This window comes from Marinobacterium halophilum (assembly GCF_003014615.1).
GTDB lineage: Bacteria > Pseudomonadota > Gammaproteobacteria > Pseudomonadales > Balneatricaceae > Marinobacterium > Marinobacterium halophilum.
In genome coordinates this window covers 21668-39037 of record NZ_PYGI01000016.1, presented here as the reverse complement: position 1 = coordinate 39037, position 17370 = coordinate 21668, and the positions used below count along the sequence as shown (strand labels likewise).

Below are 17370 nucleotides of genomic sequence, written 5' to 3'. Positions count from 1 at the left end.
TTCTAGAAGCTATGCCCCGAAATGGCGAGCATCCAGATCAACAAAAAAGGCAGCCATAAAGGCTGCCTTTTTTTCGGATCGATGAGTGAGGTAAACCTCAGCCCAGCTTTTCCTTGATACGTGCAGATTTACCGCTACGCTCACGCAGGTAGTACAGTTTCGCCTGACGTACGTCACCGCGACGCTTCACTTCGATCTGTTCAACAGTCGGGCTGAAGGTCTGGAAAGTACGCTCAACGCCTACACCGTGAGAGATTTTACGTACGGTGAAAGCAGAGTTCAGGCCGCGGTTACGCTTGCCCAGTACGACGCCTTCGAACGCCTGCAGACGGCTACGAGCGCCTTCTACTACGCGTACCTGTACGACTACGGTATCACCCGGTGCAAAAGCCGGGATTTCTTTGCTCATCTGTTCAGCTTCGATCTGCTGAATAATCAGGCTATTGTTGCTCATTGCTCGCTCCTAAATATTGCTACCGCCAGCCCCTTGGGCCGTGCGGATATATTCGCTTAACAACGTCTGCTGTTCCGGGCTCAATTCGATCTTGTCCAGCAGGTCAGGACGCCGTTCCCAGGTCCGACCCAACTGTTGCTGCATGCGCCAGCGCTTGATCTCTGCATGGTTGCCACTGAGCAACACCGCAGGTACCCGCTGACCCTCCAGTTCTTCAGGCCGGGTGTAGTGAGGGCAGTCCAGAAGCCCTTCAAAGAAGGAATCCTCGGTTGCCGAGTCCTGATGTCCGAGCACGCCCGGAATCATTCGAGACACCGCATCCACCATCACCATCGCCGGCAGCTCGCCGCCGCTGAGGACAAAGTCTCCGAGAGACCATTCCTCGTCGATCTCGCTGTGCAACAGACGCTCGTCGATACCTTCATAACGTCCGGCTACGAGAATCAGCTTGTCGCAGGCTGCCAGTTCACTTACACCAGCCTGATCCAGACGACGTCCCTGAGGTGACAGGTAAATGACCCGGGCATCGGCCCCGGCCGCAGCTTTCGCTGCCTGAATCGCATCACGCAATGGCTGTACTTTCATCAACATACCGGGGCCACCGCCATAAGGGCGATCATCCACGGTACGATGTCGATCGTGGGTGAAGTCACGGGGACTCCAGCATTCCACTTCGACCAGACCATTGCGCACTGCCCGTCCCGTCACGCCGTAGCGGGTAACCGCTTCGAACATTTCCGGAAACAGACTGACAATCCCGAACCACATCACTCAGAAATCCGGGTCCCAATCGACCCGCATCGTGCCTGCATCAAGATCAATTTCTTTAACCACCTGATCGGGCAGCCATGGAATCAACCGCTCATTGCGATCGAGACTCTCGGCATTACCTTTGACCACCAGAACATCATTCGAACCGGTTTCCATCAGGTGGCTTACCCGACCCAGCAACACGCCGGATTCGGTGTAAACCAACAGGTTTTCCAGCTGGCTCCAGTAATACTCACCGGTCTCCAGGTCAGGCAGTTCTGACTTCGGCACGACAATTTCGCGCCCATGCCAGAGTCTGGCCTCTTCCGGAGTATTCACACCGGCCAATTTGGCGACCAGGCCTTTCCCGTGGCGCTTGCCAGCTTCCAGTTTGACCGGCACTTTCTGCCCGTCAGACTCCACCAGCCACGGGCTGTAGTTCAGCATGTTCTCCATAGGGTCAGTATAGGAATGGACCTTGATCCAGCCCTTGACGCCATAGGGAGAGGTGAAACGCCCCAGGACTACGTATTGCTCTGGTTGTTCACTGTTCACTGACACGACCTGTATCCGACCTTATACTGCTGCTTTGCGTGCGTCTTTCAGCAGCTGAGCAACACGCTCAGATGTCTGAGCACCCTTGCCAACCCAGTACTCTACACGTTCCAGGTTAACGCGCAGGCGCTCTTCCTGACCACGTGCAACCGGGTTGAAGAAACCGATCCGCTCGATAAAGCGGCCATCACGCGCGTTGCGTGAATCAGCTACGGTGATGTGATAAAACGGACGCTTTTTAGCGCCACCACGAGACAAACGAATAGTGACCATGCGCTGGACCCCTTTATTTCGCTGGATGGGTTTTAGGATCGCCCATCGTTCTTGTTTCTTCGTTTCCCCGGCTACACTGCCCAGGCAAACAAAGGCCAAATCAAACAGGGCGGCAATTTTACGTGAAACCACCGCCCGTTGAAAGCTAAAAGCTCAGTTTTTAGACAGTCGAACCCGACATCACATGCGCGGGAAACCACCACCGCCACCCATACCCGGCGGCATCATGCCTTTCATGCCACGGGCCAACTTGGCCATGCCGGATTTGGAACCGAATTTTTTCATCATCTTCGCCATCTGCTTGTGCTGCTTGAGCAGACGGTTGATATCCTGAATCTGGGTACCGGAGCCCATCGCGATACGGCGCTTGCGCGAGCCTGAAATGACATCCGGGTGTCGACGCTCATGCGGCGTCATCGAGTTGATGATGGTACACATCTGCTGGATGCCTTTCTCGGCCTGCGCCGTTTGCGCCGCCTGAGCCATCTGACCCATGCCGGGCAGCTTCTCCAGCATCGACATCATGCCGCCCATGTTTTGCATCTGCTGGATCTGTTCGCGGAAGTCCTCAAGGTCAAAACCCTTGCCCTTGGTGATCTTCTTGGCAAATTTCTCCGCCTTGTCCTTGTCGATCTTGTGCTCGGCTTCCTCAATCAGCGACAGTACGTCGCCCATGCCGAGGATACGGGAAGCCACTCGATCGGGGTGGAACGGCTCCAGTGCGTCGGTCTTTTCACCGATACCCAGGAACTTGATCGGTTTGCCGGTAATATGACGCACGGACAGTGCCGCACCCCCACGCGCATCACCATCGGTTTTGGTCAGGATGACACCGGTCAGCGGCAGCACTTCGTTGAAGGCGCGCGCGGTATTGGCCGCGTCCTGACCGGTCATGGAGTCGACCACGAACAGGGTTTCGACCGGCTTGACCGCACCGTGCAGGCGCTTGATCTCGCCCATCATGTCTTCATCGACATGCAGGCGGCCAGCGGTATCAAGAATCAATACATCGAAGGCTTTCACCCGCGCATGCTGAATCGCCTGTTCGGCAATGAAGACCGGATCCTGGTCGGCGCTGGAGGGGAAGAACTCGACGCCCACTTCTCCAGCCAGGGTTTCCAGCTGACGGATCGCAGCAGGCCGGTAGATATCGGCCGAGACCACCAGTACTTTCTTTTTCTTGCGCTCTTTGAGGAAACGCGCCAACTTGGCCACGGAGGTGGTTTTACCTGCACCCTGCAGGCCTGCCATCATCAGCACCGCGGGGGGTGTCGTCGCCAGATCGAGTTCGGCATTGGCTTCGCCCATGACCCGAACCAGTTCTTCATTAACAATTTTGACGAACACCTGACCGGGGCTCAGGCTCTTGCTGACCTCCTGACCGACAGCGCGTTCCTTGACGCTGTTGATGAACGCTTTCACGACCGGCAGCGCAACATCCGCTTCCAGCAGCGCCATCCGGACCTCACGCAGAGTGCCCTTGATGTTGTCTTCGGTCAGCTTCGCCTGACCGGTCACAGTGCGCAGCGTCTGTGTAAGTCGTTCTGTCAGATTATCAAACATCGAATACCCCTATCTGCCGGCAGTTACCCTCCCGGCACCTGCCTGTAAACGCTTTGGCGACATATTATACAGGAGCCCTCACCCGGGGGGCACCTTATATTTCTTCCCCCCCGCATTTGTGCCACACTTAGCCGCCATCTAAGGAGGATATGGATGCTGATCACCACGACGCTTATCGCCGCACTGTGCTATCTCGTTGCAACCGGACTGCAGTGGCGTCGCCTGTCCACCGGCAACCACGATAATTTGTGCCTGCCGGTACGCTTGCTGGGCGTGTCGGGTTTCGGACTGCAAGGCTACAGTGTCTACCAACTGCTGCATCAACCCGGCGGCATTGATCTGAGCTTCTTCCCGGTCGGCTCGCTGATCGCCTGGGGTGTGGTCGGTCTGGTTCTGGCCAGCAGCCTGCGCCAGCGGCTCGACAACCTGTTTATCGGCGTATTCCCGTTGGCCGCCATTACCGCGCTGCTGGCTGCCGTGATTGACACCGGCTCCACGCCCAAGCCTTACAGCGGCGGCATGATCACCCATATTCTGCTCTCCCTGCTGGCCTACAGTCTGTTCACTGTCGCCACCGTACAGGCACTGTTGCTGTCCCGTCAGGAGCTGGCACTCAAGCAGCATCATACCCGCGGTCTGGTCGCTTCTCTGCCACCGCTGCAGATGATGGAACGGCTGCTGTTTGAGAGCCTGTGGGCCGGCTTCATCCTGCTCAGCGCCTCGCTGGCCACCGGTTTTCTGTTTGTCGACAACCTGTTTGCCCAGCATCTGGCTCATAAAACCCTGCTTTCACTGATTGCCTGGGTGGTCTATGCCACGCTGCTGGCCGGTCGCCACTTCTTCGGCTGGCGCAGCCGCACCGCCGTACGCTGGACACTCGGGGGGTTCGTACTGCTGATGCTCGGTTTCTTTGGCTCCAAACTGGTTCTGGAAGTGCTACTGAAGGTGTAGTCGTCTGCACCTTGACAGCTCTACAGTCTGACCAGAAAATGAACGCCCCGAATTTATATAAGGTTCCTGTCCCTTGGACGATGCGTCGTTAAGTACCCTGACCGCCATTCTGGTATTGCTGATTTTTTGTTCGGCTTTCTTTTCCAGTTCCGAAACCGGAATGATGTCACTCAACCGCTACCGGTTGCGTCATCTGGTAAAAAGCGGGCATCGCGCCGCACGCAAGGCCAGCGGCCTGTTGGAACGTCCTGATCGCCTTATTGGCCTGATCCTCATCGGCAACAACTTCGTCAATATTCTGGCCTCCGCCATTGCTACCGTAATTGCGGTACGCCTGTGGGGTGACGCCGGCATCATGATCGCCACCGCTGGCCTGACCCTGGTAATCCTGATCTTTGCCGAAGTATCGCCCAAAACCATGGCCGCGCTGCACCCGGAAAAGATCGCCTTCCCGGCGTCCTATATCCTGCAGCCCATGCTTACCCTGGCCTACCCTCTGGTCTGGATCATCAACGGCATTACCAATGGGTTTCTGCGCCTGTTCGGCGTTAACGTCAACGAAGCCGGCAACGAACACCTGAGTACCGAAGAGCTGCGCACCATCGTGCATGAGGCCGGTTCACTGCTGCCACACCGCAACCAGTCAATGCTGCTGGGGGTGCTGGAACTTAACGAAGTCACCGTCAACGACATCATGATTCCGCGCAACGAGGTGGAAGGCATCGACCTTGATCTGGAGATGGACCAGATTCTCGATCTGTTGTCCAAAACCGGTCATACCCGCCTGCCGGTATATCGTGGCGATATCAACAACATCGTCGGCATCCTGCACATGCGCAACCTGGCGCAGCTGATCCAGCAGGGCAACGTTACCAAACCGGCGATCATGCAGGTGGTTCACGAGGCCTACTTCGTCCCCGAAAGTACACCGCTGCAAACTCAGCTGCTGAACTTCCAGAAGCAGAGCCGCCGCATTGGCGTTGTGGTTGACGAGTATGGTGACATTGAGGGGATTGTGACGCTGGAAGATATTCTGGAAGAGATTGTCGGCGAGCTGTCCAACACCCATGATGCCACCAATCAGGATATTCACCCGCAGGAGGACGGCAGCTTCTTTATTGACGGCAGCGCCTATATCCGCGAGGTCAACAAGGCACTGAACTGGCACCTGCCGACCGATGGTCCGAAGACGCTGAACGGCCTGATTACCGAAATTCTGGAGTCGATCCCCAGCGCCAACGTCTGCCTTGAGGTCAACGGCTACCGCATGGAAACTCTGCAGATCTGCGATAACCTGGTGAAGACCGCTCGCGTCACCAAAACCGCTAAGGCACGCGACAGCCTCTGATTCAGCAAGCCGGGGGAGGTCAAACGACCTCGCCCTGCTCGCGCCGCCGGATCAACGCCCACACTGCCCGCTTCTCCGTATTGTTCATGCTGCCCCAGCGACTGATTTCGTTACCGCTGCGATGGCAGGCAATGCAGATATCGCCAGCCCCCAACGCACACACACTCACACAGGGACTGGGCACCGGTTTGTCGTCGGGTGTTTCAATCATGGGGACTCTCCAAATGTTCAGGGCGGGGACGCATGGGAATATCGGCATCGAAACCGACATTAAGCAGTTCAGTCAGAATATACGCAGTTAACCCCCAGATCACCTCGCCCTGCCAGCGCCACGCCGGTACCAAACGGGTCTGGCCGGCAAACGCTACCTGCTCCATACGTCGGTTCTCGGGCTCCAGCAGAAAACTCAACGGTACCCGGTAGATCGCATCGATCTCATCCGGATTGCCCGTCAGCGGCTGGTTAGGTGCAATCACGCCCACCCAGGGCGTTACCTGCAACCGATGTTTGGACACCACCTGTCCCAGCGAGCCGATCACATCGACCTGAGTCCGTAGCAGTGCCACCTCTTCTTCGGCCTCGCGCATCGCCGTGGCCAGCAGGTCCTGATCTTCGGGGTCACGTTTGCCACCGGGGAACGCTATTTCGCCGCCATGGGTGGACAGACGGGCCGATCTCAATGTCAGAATCACTTCAGGATCGGCGCAGTCGGTCAGCGCGACCAATACACCTGCTTCGCGGCCGCGGGTGCGCAAGCGCCATGGGCGGTGGTGTTGCAACTGTTTACGGAGATGATCAAGCATGGGTAATCCGATTACATCTGACCTGCCTATAATACTCCGGCCACGGGACTGTCGCGACCCCGACCAAACATGTCACAATCGAATGCATTCACCCACCAGCGGCCTACCGAGCAAGCGAGCAGATCATGAACTATTGCAGCCACTGCGCCTCCCCGGTGACCCTTAGAGTCCCCGACGGCGACAACCGCGAACGTCACGTCTGTGATCACTGCGGACAGATCCATTACCAGAACCCGCGCATTATTGCCGGCTGTCTGCCCGTACACGGCGACCGTGTGTTGCTGTGCCGCCGGGCGATCGAACCCCGTTATGGCTACTGGACCCTGCCCGCCGGTTTCATGGAGAACGGCGAAAGTACGGAAGCTGCAGCATTACGCGAGACCCTGGAGGAAACCTGTGCCGTGGTGGAATTGCGCAAGCTGTATACCCAGACTTCGATTCTGCACGTCAACCAGGTTCAGCTGATTTATCTGGCCGACCTGCCCAAGGCCGAGTTCGGCAGCAGCAATGAAACGCTGGAGAGCCGGCTGTTCAGCGAGGACGAAATCCCCTGGGATCAACTCGCCTTCACTACCATTCGCAATGCACTGCGCTATTACTTTGCCGACCGCGCGGCAGCACAGCCGGTATTCCCGCTGCGCCACATCACACTCACCCCGGAACAGGATGAGCTGGTATTGATCAACTGAGCCCCAGTTGTTCGATCTCGCTGCGGTAACGGGCGTAGTCGGGGCTGTCTTCGCGGCTGTAGTTCAGATTGCGAAACAGGCCGGTCAATTTGACGAAGTGCGTCCGCACCGCATCCTTGTCGGTAAAGTCGCGGGGATGATCCAGACACTGCAGCAGCAACGTGAACAGAACTTGCTGACGCCGGATCGGTGTCGACGCATCGACATCATCAAAAGCATCCTGCTGCAGATACACCTGATCCAGGCACTGCGCCTTCTGCCAGCCCACGTAATCCTCCAGCGTGACCCCTTCCTCGCCGGTAACCTGCATCATCTGCTGCACCTGCTCCCCGTCACGCAGCAACACCAGCATGCGTTTGACATCCGCCACCCACTGCGGCGACAGCTCGTCATGGAACCAGCCTTCCAGCTGTTCAAGATAGCGCGACCAGGAGATCAACGGATCGACAGCCGGGTAAGCACGCTTGTATGCCCGCTCGGCACTGAGGCCAAGAAAAGCCTTCACCGTGCGCAGCGTGGACTGGGTTACCGGCTCTTCAAAGTTGCCCCCCGCCGGTGAGACGGTGCCGATCAGGGTCAGACTGCCCTGGGTATGGTCATTGGTTTCGACCAGCCCCGCACGCTCGTACAGAGCTCGCACGGCCGAGTCCAGGTAAGCCGGAAACGCCTCTTCGCCCGGAATTTCTTCCAACCGCCCCGAGGTTTCCCGCATTGCCTGGGCCCAACGCGAGGTGGAATCGGCAATCAGCAACACGTTGTAGCCCATCTGCCGGTAATATTCACCCATGGTGATACCGGTGTAAATCGACGCTTCACGCGCCGCCACCGGCATCGACGAAGTGTTACAGATGATCACCGTACGATCCATCAACGTGCCGCCACGCGGGTCCGGCATGTTGGGGAATTCGGTGATGGTTTCCACCACTTCCCCGGCACGCTCGCCACAGGCCACAATCACCACAATATCGACGTTGGAATAGCGCGAGATCAACCCCTGCAGCACAGTCTTGCCGGCACCGAACGGCCCCGGAATACAGGCCGTACCACCGAGCGCCACCGGGAAAAAGGTATCGATCAAACGGATACTGGTCAGCATCGGCTGTTGCGGCAGCAGGCGCTGATTGTAGCCTTCGCGCAGCAGATCCCGGTTCACCGGCACCCGCACCGGCCAGCGCTGCTGCATGCTCACCTCACGCTCCGTGCCGTTGGCCAGCCGCAGACGCACCACCGGGGTGGTCACGGTAAAGCTGCCTTCCTGCACCCAGGTCACTTCCGCATCACCGCGCAAGTTGAACGGCACCATGATTTTGTGGCTGAAACGGCTTTCCGGCACACGCCCCAACAGGTCGCCCGCCTTGACCCGGGTGCCAACCTTGACCACCGGCTGGAACGACCACTTCTGCTGACCATCGATGCCATCCACTTCCAGTCCACGCGGCAGGAAAAAACCATGCTGGCCGGCGATCAGTTCCAACGGGTTCTGCAGGCCATCATAGACCTGGCCAAGCAATCCTGGCCCCAGCGATACCGACAGCATCTGCCCGCTCTGCTCCACCGCATCCCCGATCGCTACCCCACGGGTAGCCTCGAACACCTGAACGTCCGCTTCGCCATGGCGCACGCGCAATACTTCGGCCTGCAGCTGCTCCTGACGCTCTCCGTCGTGACGCTGCGGACAGATCAACACCACCTCGTTCTTGGTGATCGGGTAATACTCGCCTTCGGCGTCGCGCAGCATGCGGATACTGACAATGTCATCGCGCACGCCGATTACACGTGCCGTCGGTTTTTGGGGGGTTGTCATCAGCCTGCCTCTGTTACCGGGTCGACCCTGCTATCCCGCCCGGCGCCAGCCAGCGCCCGGTCGACCAGTTGGGAAAAATGAACCTGTGCCCTGTCCGCCTGCCAGCGCAGCCGGTATTCGGCGATGGACCAGCGCAGACGGTAGGCTGCCACGGCCGTCAGGGTGAAAGGATGACTCTGTTCCAGCATATGCAGCTTGCGCCACAGGCGGGCCAGGATCTGCTGCTCAAGCTCGACCCCCTGCCCCTGTTTCAATTGTGCCAGCGACTCCGCCAGCCAGGGATACTGGCGTCCCAGACCAAAGTCGGGCTGCTGCCAGTCTCGCCGTATAATCCAGATCCGCGGGCCGTAACCCTGAAAACCGTTGCCCTCATGCTGGCCCGCCAGACGATAGCGCTGCGCGGCAATCAGGCTGCGCCACTCCAGGTTTTCCGTCAAGATGCCTCGCAGCGGACGCTGCGGAATCGTGTCCAGTTCCTGTTCCCAGTAGCGCACTTCATCCTGGTCCGAGACGCCTTCATCACCGCTGCGCTCACGCTGGAACAGGCGCAGCGCCCGTGCCAGCAGCGCCCGATCCTCTTCAGACAACATGCTCAGTCGCTGCTCCAGTTGCAGCACCGAGATCGGCAACTCCTTGAGTTGCTCCAGTGCCGTTGGCAAGGCCGGCAGGGCCGGGATCAGCGTGTAATAGACCGACACTAGCGAATCACCCCCTCCAGAATGGCACGGAACCGGGGCTGCAGATGACGCAACAGCAGTTCAGCCAGGGCGCTGTCGCTGAGGTCAATCTCGGCATCATCACCATTACAACGAATGCGAATGCCGCGACCGTCGTGCAAATCAAGGGAGACCCCTTCACGCAGCTGCAGATTGAGCTGTTCCTGTACAAACTGGCTCAGCTTGCCTTCCCGATAGGCGTGCGGGTTACGCCGCAGCTCTTCCAGCCCCACCACTCCAGCAGGCAACAGCAATTCAACCTTGGGCATCGCGCACAGCTTGGCGTCCTGACAGGCCTGGATCATCACCTCGCGGATCAGTTCACGCATGAAGGCTTCGCTGTCGAGCGGTTCACTGACCCGCAGCCGCACCCGTTCGGCAAACGTCTGCGCCAGCTGCTCACGCAATTGCAGGTTCATGTCACGGGCAGCCATTTTCAGCGCATCTTCACCGGCACGCTGCAAGCGGGCCGCATCCTCTCGCGCCTTGCTGCGCAGCTTCTCGGCCTCCTGCGTTGCCTGTTCCAGCAACCAGTCCGCACGCCGCTGCGCCTCTTCGACCAATGCCGCAGCCTGGCGCTGCCCCTCTTCCACACCCTGCTGCTTCAGCCGTTCAATCAACGCCTCTACACCGGAGGCCGCATGCTGCTTGTCCTGATCGGTCATCAGACCCTCCGTTACGCCGGAATACCGGCACTGATCACCAGCGCAAAGATAAACGCGAACACGGCAAAGCCTTCAACAATCGCCGCCGGCGCAATCGACATGCCGAAGATTTCCGGCTTGATCTTGGACACGTTGATGGCACTGGCACAGCACTGGCCCTGACGCACGGCACTGAACAACAACGCCATGCCTGCCAGAATACCAATGGCGAACAGGCCCGGCGCATTATCCAGCGTCACCGTGCGGTTGAGCGAGAACATGACCACGATGCCATAAATGGTTTGTGATGACGGCATCGCAGCGATGCCGACATAGCGCCCGTGGCCGGTCTCCGTTTCCAGCAACGCGCCACATGCTGCCTGACCCGCCAGTGCACAGCCAATAATGCTGCCGATCGCGCCCAGAGCCATCGGGCCGTAGAGTCCTGCCCATCCCAGGGCCAATATCAGGTTATCCAAGGGTTCACCTCCCGCTTGGTGAAAGGTTGAAAAGCGTAGCCTTCATCTGCAAGGCTCCAGTTGTAGAACTCGATCAGGTTGAGACGCAGGCCGTGGATCACGCCACTGACCACCGCCAGCACGAAGTTGAGCAAGTGACCCAACAGCAGGATCACTACTTCAAGAAACAGTCCCATGCCGGGAACTGCGGCAGCCACATCGGTAGCAAGCTGATTGAAGGTGATCGCCAGTGATGCACTGGCCAGGCCAAGGGCAAACAGGCGCAGGTAACTGAGTACATCACCAAACATCTTGGAGACCCCTGTCAGCGCCAGCAAACCATCCACAACGCGCCAGAGCAGATTGCGGCCGCCGTGCCAGGGACGGGTGCTGGAAAACAGCAGGATCAACGCCAGACCCAGACCGATCACGCCCCACTCGACGTCCATCTGCTGACGCAGCCAGGCACTCACCCCAGCCAGCACCAGCAGCATCCAGCCCACAGGCACCAATGCCTGTAACCGCGTGCGACTGCGCCATGCCGAAATCAGGTTGGCCAACAGCAGATGCCCGGCTCCCATAATCACCGAGACCTGCATCATGCTGTCAAAGTCGTTCATGTCGAACTGTTTGAGCGGTGCCAGAAGCTCAGGCGGAGACGCGCCGAAATAACTGCCGACCAGTACTCCCCACACCGCCGAGAACAGGGCCAGCGTGCTACCCAGTATGCGCAGGCGTCGTCCCGTCTCACTGCGCCCCATGGTGCGCCAATACAACAGCAGCACCAGTGCCAGCAGAAAGGCATAGCCGGCATCGGACAGGATCAGGGCAAAGAATGCGGCAAAGGAAAAAAACACGACCCGTGACGGATCCCAGGCACGATAGCCCGGCATCTGATAAAAACGCACAATCTCTTCACCGCCCGCCAGCTGTACCGGGTTGTCCAGCAGCGTCGGGGGCCGCTCGTCGTCAGCCACCGTTTCGGTCACCAGCACCATGCCTTCGGCCGCCGCAAACTGCTGCAGCTGCTCCCGCCGACTTTCCGGGAACCAGCCCTGCAGGGCAAAGACCTCGCCCGCATCCAGAGCCTGCTGACTGACCGTTTCACACTCCGCCTGATCCTGACTGCCGGCGAGTGAACGCTGCAACAGAAACAGCCAGCGGGTATGGGCTTCACGCTCGGCGTCGAGCGTTTCGATCTCGATCGCCAGATCTTCCAGCTCACGGCGCAACTGACTCAGTGGCACAGAGCCGGTGTGCGTACGCGGCACCGGCATCTGGTTCGCGCGCGGTTCCTCTTCGGCGATCACCGCGACATAGGAGTAACGGTTGTCACGATGCACCACCGCCCAGGGCAGATCGGTTTTGGCGACCTCGGCCATACGGTAGTTGGGCACCAGATAGAACCAGAGCCGATGTCCCTGCAAGCCGTGCTCCCCCGGCAACTCGAAGCTGCCCCAGGGTTCCAGATCACGAATACGTTTGCGCAGGAAGTCATGCTGTTCGCTGAGCTCAAGGTGGCGCTTGCGGTTGTCGAGCACATCCGCCACCACCCGCGACAGCTTGAAATGGCGTTCAGCCACGACCTGACGCCGTTTGCGCGGACAACTGAGCAGATACCGGATCGCCTGCTGCAGCTGTTCGGGGTGAACCCCATCGGGCAGCTCGGCAACCAATTCAGGCTGCGCCTGTGCCAACGGAATGACATGCAGCAGGCCCAGCGCCTGCAGCCGGTCAAGGATCGACGCCTTATCCGCTGTCAGCCCGATCAGCGTCGCCTTGTTCAGGGTTACAATACTCATGAGACCGCCATCCTGGCCCGCTTGTTCTTGGCAAACTTGGCACGCACCACACCGGCACGCTCGGCATCCGACAGCGCGATACGAATACGGCGAATATTGGCTTCGGTACGCGGGATCAGCACCTTGTCGAACAGATTCAAACGCTGGGTGGTTTTCTGCAGAGCCGCTTCCAGCCGTTCCAGCCGCACCTGCTCCACTTCATGACGGACCCGCAGCTCGATCATCTGCTGCAGACGGGCCACCAGAATATCAACCCATTGCGGCAGCGCCAGGCGAGAATAGGCCTGACAATCGATGTCGACCGCATCCACCACCGGCAACTGGATACCCACCAGATTATCCACGCGCTGATGCACCTTGCGCAGCCTCACCAGTCCATCCAGCGCCAGCCGGGTACCGGCCAACATGGGCAGCTGCAGGGCCACCTCGGTCTCGATTTCACGCCGCTGGCGTTCCTGTTCTTCCAGCGCGCGCCGCGCCTTCAACCGTGCCGCCAGAATCTGCTTGCGCTTCAGGTCCAGTGCCGGCACGAATTGACGGAAGGACTTGAGACGCTGCTGCTCATGGTTCAGGGTGCTTTTATTGAGCGCCAGCTTGGCCATGCGCTGTCACCCTACCGCATGGGTCTGTGGGAAATACTTATCCACAAGCTGCTGTTTCATCAACAGCTCGTCGGCACTGAAGCACTCGGCCAGCGTCTGCCAGCACAGGTCCAGCGCCGCTTCCAGCGGCATGGAAACACTGATATCCATGAACCGGTCATGGAACAGATCGCCAAAACGCAGCAAACGTTCATCATATTCGGTCAGGTCGAACGACATCGCCTGTTTCTGTTGGGCATCACGGGCCTCGGCGTAGAAACGCACCATGGTGTTCATGATCTGGCCATGGTCTTCACGGGTGACCTTGCCGATCACATGCTGCTTCAGCCGCGACAACGAACCGAAGGGATCAAGCACGCCGTTGTGCAGGTAAAACTGGCCTTCGGTGATATAGCCGGTGTTGTCCGGCACCGGATGGGTCACATCATCGCCGGGCATGGTGGTCACCGAGAGAATGGTGACCGAACCGGCACCCTTGTAGTCACAGGCTTTTTCATAGCGGCGCGCCAACTGTGAGTAAAGGTCACCCACATAGCCACGGTTGGACGGCACATGTTCCATGGAGATGCCGATCTCCTTGAGCGCATCGGCATAGGCGGTCATGTCGGTGAGCAGCACCAATACGCGTTTGCCCTCCTCGACCGCAAAGCGTTCGGCAACCGCCAGCGCCATATCGGGCACCAGCAACCCCTCCACCGTCGGGTCGGAGCCCAAATGCACAAACATCACCGTGCGTGCACTGACACCCGCCTCTTCGAAGGCCCGGCGGAAGAAATGATAGTCATCGAAAATCAGACCGATGCCGCCAAACACCACCACATCAGCATCCGCGTTGGCACCGATCTGCGCCAGCAGGCGGTTGTAGGGCTCGCCGGCGACGGAAAAAATGGGGATTTTCTGGCTTTCAACCAGTGAGTTGAACACGTCGATCATCGGCACATCGGTGCGGATCATGCGGGAGGCCAGAATGCGCCGGGCCGGGTTTACCGTTGGCCCGTCGATATCAATGCGGGCATCTTCGCTGAGGCTCGGGCCGCCATCAATGGCGCGCCCCGCACCGGAAAAGGCACGGCCCAGAATATTGGGGGAGAAGGTCACCTGCATCGGATGACCGAGGAAGCGTATACCGGCCTTGGTGGACAGCCCCTTAGTGCCCGAAAACACCTGCAGCGACACACTGCTGCGATCCAGCTGTACCACCTGCGCCATGAACGGCGGCTGGTCGGGGTCGATGATGTTTTCGATCAGAGCCAGATCACCGTAGCCGATCGCGGCCACATCACCCTCTTCAGGCTCTGGTACATGGACCTTGACGATATCACCGACAATTTCCAGAATGCGCGAGTAACGTACCAACAACTGTGTCACACCGATCTCCCTTTCTGTGCCTGATATCAGATATCTGCCAGCCTGTAGACTTCGTAGGCCACCTCTTCATAGGGATGCGCCTGTTTCAGCGTAGCGACAGCGGTATGAATACGCTCATCCATACACACCATTTCCACCTTCAATTCCGCCACGGTTTCCAGCTGACCATGCTGTCCCAAATACGGGTTGGCACCCACCAGCGGCCGGAACTGCCCCTGGCCCAGGGTTTGCCAGCAACACTGGTCGTAATCACCAATACGCCCGACTCCAGCGGCAAACAGGGCCGCCTTGACCGCTTCGGCATCGGCTTGGGGAACAAAGAAACAGAGCTTGTACATTCCGCCTCCTGGCTGCTGAAATATCGCTATACCATAGCCCTGACTGTGCAGGTGCAGCAAGCAGTATCCTACGTTACCGGCAGCCGGTGACAGAAAGGTTGCGTTTGCGCATAAAAAAGCCCGCTACGAGAGCGGGCGAGGGAACAACAACAAGATTGAATTCAGTGTAGCGACAGCACGTCCTGCATATCGAACAGGCCGGTCTGTTTATCCTGCAGCCAGCCGGCGGCACGGACTGCCCCCTTGGCAAACGTCATCCGACTGGAGGCCTTGTGCGTGATTTCGATACGTTCGCCTTCAGTGGCGAACAGAACCGTATGATCACCGACAACATCACCGGCACGGATGGTTTCAAAACCGATCTGTTTGGCCGGACGCGCACCGGTAATGCCTTCACGTCCGTACACCGCGCACTCCTTGAGATCACGTCCCAGCGCATCAGCGACTACTTCACCCATACGCAAGGCGGTGCCAGACGGAGCATCGACCTTATGGCGGTGATGGGCTTCGATCACTTCAATGTCGTAACCGCTGTCATCACCCAGCGCCTTGGCTGCAATTTCCAGCAGCTTGAAGCACAGGTTTACGCCTACACTCATGTTGGGCGCAAACACGATGGCGGTGGTGTTCGCTGCCTGCTTCAGCTCATCTTTTTGACCATCGTTGAGGCCTGTAGTTCCGATCACGACTTTTTTGCCGTGCGCGGCACAAAAGGCCACATTCTGCATGGTCACTTCCGGCGCGGTAAAGTCGATCAACAGATCGAAATCATCCACCGCCGCAGCAAGACTGCCGACCAATGCGACACCCAGTTTGCCAACGCCCGCCAGCTCACCGGCATCGGCACCGATCAGTGAACTGTCCGGTTCAACGATGGCGGCACTGAAACGCACGTCACTGGCCTGCTGCAGTGCTTCGATAAGGGTTTTGCCCATACGGCCGGCCGCGCCGGTCACCGCTACTCTGATCATGCTGTTTTCCTGTCTGTGTCTGTACCGGCATCCATCGGGATACGCAATCAGGTCATATCTTCGAAGAACTTCTTCACCGAGTCAAAAAAGCCATGCTTTTTCGGGCCGTGCTTGCTGTTACCCTCTTCGGTCGAGGCTGCAAATTCCCGCAGCAGTTCCTTCTGGCGACTGGTCAGGTTCACCGGCGTTTCCACCATCACCTTAACCATCAGGTCACCGACGTTACCGCCACGCACAGGGGCCACACCCTTGCCGCGCAGGCGGAACAGCTTGCCGGTCTGGGTTTCAGCCGGCACTTTCAGCTTGACGCGCCCATCCAGCGTCGGCACATCCAGATCACCGCCCAGAGCCGCATCGATGAAGCTGATCGGCACTTCGCAGTACAGGTGTTTGCCGTCACGGGTGAAGATCGGGTGTTCACGCACATGCACTTCAACATAGAGATCACCCGCCGGGCCACCATGCGTACCGGCTTCACCTTCACCGGTCAGACGAATGCGGTCACCGGTATCAACACCGGCCGGAATCTTGACCTGCAGTGTCTTGGTTTTCTCGACCCGTCCCTGACCGTGGCAGGCACCACAGGGATCGGAGATCACCCGGCCTTCGCCACGACAGGTCGGGCAGGTCTGCTGAACCGAGAAGAAACCCTGCTGCATGCGCACCTGGCCCATGCCGCCACAGGTGCCACAGGTCTTGGCACTGGTGCCCGGCTTGGCACCGCTGCCGTCACAGGCTTCACAACCGGCGAGGGTCGGGATTTCCAGTGTCTTTTCGCAACCGCGCACCGCTTCTTCCAGCGACAGATCCAGGTTGTAGCGCAGATCGGCACCGCGCTGCACGCCGGAACGGCGTCGACCGCCACCGCCACCGCCGCCACCACCGAAGATGTCACCAAAGACATCCCCGAAGATGTCGGAGAAGTTGCCTTCGAAACCGCCGCCGCCAAAACCACCCTGACCATTGACGCCCTCATGGCCGTACTGGTCATAAGCCGCTTTCTTCTGGGCATCAGACAAAACCTCGTAGGCTTCGCTGATCTCCTTGAACTTGTCTTCAGCCGCTTTATCGTCCGGGTTACGGTCCGGGTGATACTTCATCGCCAGTCGGCGATAGGCTTTTTTGATGTCGCGGTCGGATGCGTCACGCGACACATCCAAAAGTTCGTAGTAATCCTGTTTAGACATGATCCGAATCTGACTCGCTAAGGTTTGGCTCGCAAAAGCCGGACATGACAACGCGGGCCGGGGCCCGCGCTGTCACACTGCAACGATCGACATG

Annotated in this window: 20 protein-coding genes; 3 read left to right on the top strand and 17 right to left on the bottom strand. The window is 58.8% G+C overall.

Annotation, left to right across the window (positions count from 1 at the left end; all coding sequences use genetic code 11):
• Positions 1-97 precede the first annotated feature (97 nt).
• The 5 genes from rplS to ffh form a co-directional block, all read right to left on the bottom strand.
• Positions 98-454, bottom strand: coding sequence for a 50S ribosomal protein L19 (gene rplS / locus CLV44_RS11755; RefSeq protein ID WP_106592311.1), 357 nt, complete (start codon positions 452-454; stop codon positions 98-100).
• A gap of 9 nt (positions 455-463) precedes the next feature.
• The gene (trmD, locus tag CLV44_RS11750) at positions 464-1222 is read right to left on the bottom strand and encodes a tRNA (guanosine(37)-N1)-methyltransferase TrmD (RefSeq protein WP_106592310.1); all 759 of its coding nucleotides are present in this window, start codon (positions 1220-1222) and stop codon (positions 464-466) included.
• A gap of 3 nt (positions 1223-1225) precedes the next feature.
• Positions 1226-1759 carry a ribosome maturation factor RimM gene (gene rimM, locus CLV44_RS11745; protein ID WP_425436440.1) on the bottom strand — a complete coding sequence of 178 codons (534 nt, stop codon included), beginning with the start codon at positions 1757-1759 and terminating at the stop codon, positions 1226-1228.
• Positions 1760-1780: 21 nt separating this feature from the next.
• Complete coding sequence (rpsP, locus tag CLV44_RS11740) at positions 1781-2032, bottom strand: 30S ribosomal protein S16 (protein ID WP_106592308.1); 252 nt, start codon at positions 2030-2032, stop codon at positions 1781-1783.
• A 180-nt stretch (positions 2033-2212) separates the two neighbouring features.
• On the bottom strand, positions 2213-3595 hold the full coding sequence (ffh, locus tag CLV44_RS11735; RefSeq protein WP_106592307.1) for a signal recognition particle protein: 1383 nt from the start codon (positions 3593-3595) through the stop codon (positions 2213-2215).
• 153 nt (positions 3596-3748) lie between these two features.
• Here ffh and CLV44_RS11730 point away from each other — a divergent pair, with 153 nt between their 5' ends.
• The gene (locus CLV44_RS11730; RefSeq protein ID WP_106592306.1) at positions 3749-4546 is read left to right on the top strand and encodes a cytochrome C assembly family protein; all 798 of its coding nucleotides are present in this window, start codon (positions 3749-3751) and stop codon (positions 4544-4546) included.
• Between the two features lie 73 nt (positions 4547-4619).
• A complete protein-coding gene (locus CLV44_RS11725; RefSeq protein ID WP_106592305.1) occupies positions 4620-5894 on the top strand; it encodes an HlyC/CorC family transporter in 1275 nt (424 codons plus the stop codon).
• Between the two features lie 19 nt (positions 5895-5913).
• Here the strand turns inward: CLV44_RS11725 and CLV44_RS11720 are convergent, their stop codons facing one another.
• Together CLV44_RS11720 and CLV44_RS11715 are read right to left on the bottom strand one after the other, a co-directional pair.
• Positions 5914-6105 carry a DUF1289 domain-containing protein gene (locus tag CLV44_RS11720; protein WP_106592304.1) on the bottom strand — a complete coding sequence of 64 codons (192 nt, stop codon included), beginning with the start codon at positions 6103-6105 and terminating at the stop codon, positions 5914-5916.
• Positions 6098-6697, bottom strand: a complete 600-nt coding sequence (locus tag CLV44_RS11715) for a CoA pyrophosphatase (RefSeq protein WP_106592303.1) — start codon at positions 6695-6697, stop codon at positions 6098-6100. Before CLV44_RS11715 ends, CLV44_RS11720 begins: the two co-directional genes overlap by 8 nt.
• A gap of 125 nt (positions 6698-6822) precedes the next feature.
• Between CLV44_RS11715 and CLV44_RS11710 the strand changes: the two genes are divergently transcribed.
• A complete protein-coding gene (locus CLV44_RS11710; RefSeq protein ID WP_106592302.1) occupies positions 6823-7386 on the top strand; it encodes an NUDIX hydrolase in 564 nt (187 codons plus the stop codon).
• Here CLV44_RS11710 and CLV44_RS11705 read toward each other — a convergent pair.
• The 10 genes from CLV44_RS11705 to dnaJ form a co-directional block, all read right to left on the bottom strand.
• Complete coding sequence (locus tag CLV44_RS11705; protein ID WP_106592301.1) at positions 7379-9190, bottom strand: V-type ATP synthase subunit A; 1812 nt, start codon at positions 9188-9190, stop codon at positions 7379-7381. The genes CLV44_RS11710 and CLV44_RS11705 overlap by 8 nt on opposite strands.
• Positions 9190-9888 (bottom strand): hypothetical protein, encoded by a 699-nt coding sequence (locus CLV44_RS11700; RefSeq protein ID WP_106592300.1) that lies wholly within the window; start codon positions 9886-9888, stop codon positions 9190-9192. Before CLV44_RS11700 ends, CLV44_RS11705 begins: the two co-directional genes overlap by 1 nt.
• Positions 9888-10571, bottom strand: a complete 684-nt coding sequence (locus tag CLV44_RS11695) for an ATPase (protein WP_106592299.1) — start codon at positions 10569-10571, stop codon at positions 9888-9890. The genes CLV44_RS11700 and CLV44_RS11695 overlap by 1 nt, the downstream gene beginning before the upstream one ends.
• Positions 10572-10582: 11 nt before the next feature.
• Entirely contained in the window at positions 10583-11029 is a 447-nt protein-coding gene (locus CLV44_RS11690) for an ATP synthase subunit C (protein ID WP_106592298.1), read from the bottom strand.
• Positions 11017-12810, bottom strand: a complete 1794-nt coding sequence (locus tag CLV44_RS11685) for a V-type ATP synthase subunit I (protein WP_106592297.1) — start codon at positions 12808-12810, stop codon at positions 11017-11019. Before CLV44_RS11685 ends, CLV44_RS11690 begins: the two co-directional genes overlap by 13 nt.
• Entirely contained in the window at positions 12807-13412 is a 606-nt protein-coding gene (locus CLV44_RS11680; protein ID WP_106592296.1) for a V-type ATP synthase subunit D, read from the bottom strand. Before CLV44_RS11680 ends, CLV44_RS11685 begins: the two co-directional genes overlap by 4 nt.
• Positions 13413-13418: 6 nt before the next feature.
• Positions 13419-14780: a V-type ATP synthase subunit B gene (locus CLV44_RS11675; protein WP_106592295.1), complete on the bottom strand. Its 1362-nt coding sequence runs from the start codon at positions 14778-14780 to the stop codon at positions 13419-13421.
• A gap of 26 nt (positions 14781-14806) precedes the next feature.
• Entirely contained in the window at positions 14807-15118 is a 312-nt protein-coding gene (locus CLV44_RS11670) for a YqfO family protein (protein WP_106592294.1), read from the bottom strand.
• Between the two features lie 161 nt (positions 15119-15279).
• Positions 15280-16089, bottom strand: coding sequence for a 4-hydroxy-tetrahydrodipicolinate reductase (gene dapB, locus CLV44_RS11665; RefSeq protein WP_211298133.1), 810 nt, complete (start codon positions 16087-16089; stop codon positions 15280-15282).
• A 47-nt stretch (positions 16090-16136) separates the two neighbouring features.
• Complete coding sequence (dnaJ, locus tag CLV44_RS11660) at positions 16137-17276, bottom strand: molecular chaperone DnaJ (protein ID WP_106592293.1); 1140 nt, start codon at positions 17274-17276, stop codon at positions 16137-16139.
• Positions 17277-17370 lie beyond the last annotated feature (94 nt).

Coding starts and splice junctions, on each gene's coding strand:
- rplS (WP_106592311.1), bottom strand. CDS start 454: ATGAGCAACAATAGCCTGATTATTCAGCAGATCGAAGCTGAACAGATG.
- trmD (WP_106592310.1), bottom strand. CDS start 1,222: ATGTGGTTCGGGATTGTCAGTCTGTTTCCGGAAATGTTCGAAGCGGTT.
- rpsP (WP_106592308.1), bottom strand. CDS start 2,032: ATGGTCACTATTCGTTTGTCTCGTGGTGGCGCTAAAAAGCGTCCGTTT.
- ffh (WP_106592307.1), bottom strand. CDS start 3,595: ATGTTTGATAATCTGACAGAACGACTTACACAGACGCTGCGCACTGTG.
- CLV44_RS11730 (WP_106592306.1), top strand. CDS start 3,749: ATGCTGATCACCACGACGCTTATCGCCGCACTGTGCTATCTCGTTGCA.
- CLV44_RS11720 (WP_106592304.1), bottom strand. CDS start 6,105: ATGATTGAAACACCCGACGACAAACCGGTGCCCAGTCCCTGTGTGAGT.
- CLV44_RS11715 (WP_106592303.1), bottom strand. CDS start 6,697: ATGCTTGATCATCTCCGTAAACAGTTGCAACACCACCGCCCATGGCGC.
- CLV44_RS11710 (WP_106592302.1), top strand. CDS start 6,823: ATGAACTATTGCAGCCACTGCGCCTCCCCGGTGACCCTTAGAGTCCCC.
- CLV44_RS11705 (WP_106592301.1), bottom strand. CDS start 9,190: ATGACAACCCCCCAAAAACCGACGGCACGTGTAATCGGCGTGCGCGAT.
- CLV44_RS11695 (WP_106592299.1), bottom strand. CDS start 10,571: ATGACCGATCAGGACAAGCAGCATGCGGCCTCCGGTGTAGAGGCGTTG.
- CLV44_RS11685 (WP_106592297.1), bottom strand. CDS start 12,810: ATGAGTATTGTAACCCTGAACAAGGCGACGCTGATCGGGCTGACAGCG.
- CLV44_RS11680 (WP_106592296.1), bottom strand. CDS start 13,412: ATGGCCAAGCTGGCGCTCAATAAAAGCACCCTGAACCATGAGCAGCAG.
- CLV44_RS11670 (WP_106592294.1), bottom strand. CDS start 15,118: ATGTACAAGCTCTGTTTCTTTGTTCCCCAAGCCGATGCCGAAGCGGTC.
- dapB (WP_211298133.1), bottom strand. CDS start 16,089: ATGATCAGAGTAGCGGTGACCGGCGCGGCCGGCCGTATGGGCAAAACC.
- dnaJ (WP_106592293.1), bottom strand. CDS start 17,276: ATGTCTAAACAGGATTACTACGAACTTTTGGATGTGTCGCGTGACGCA.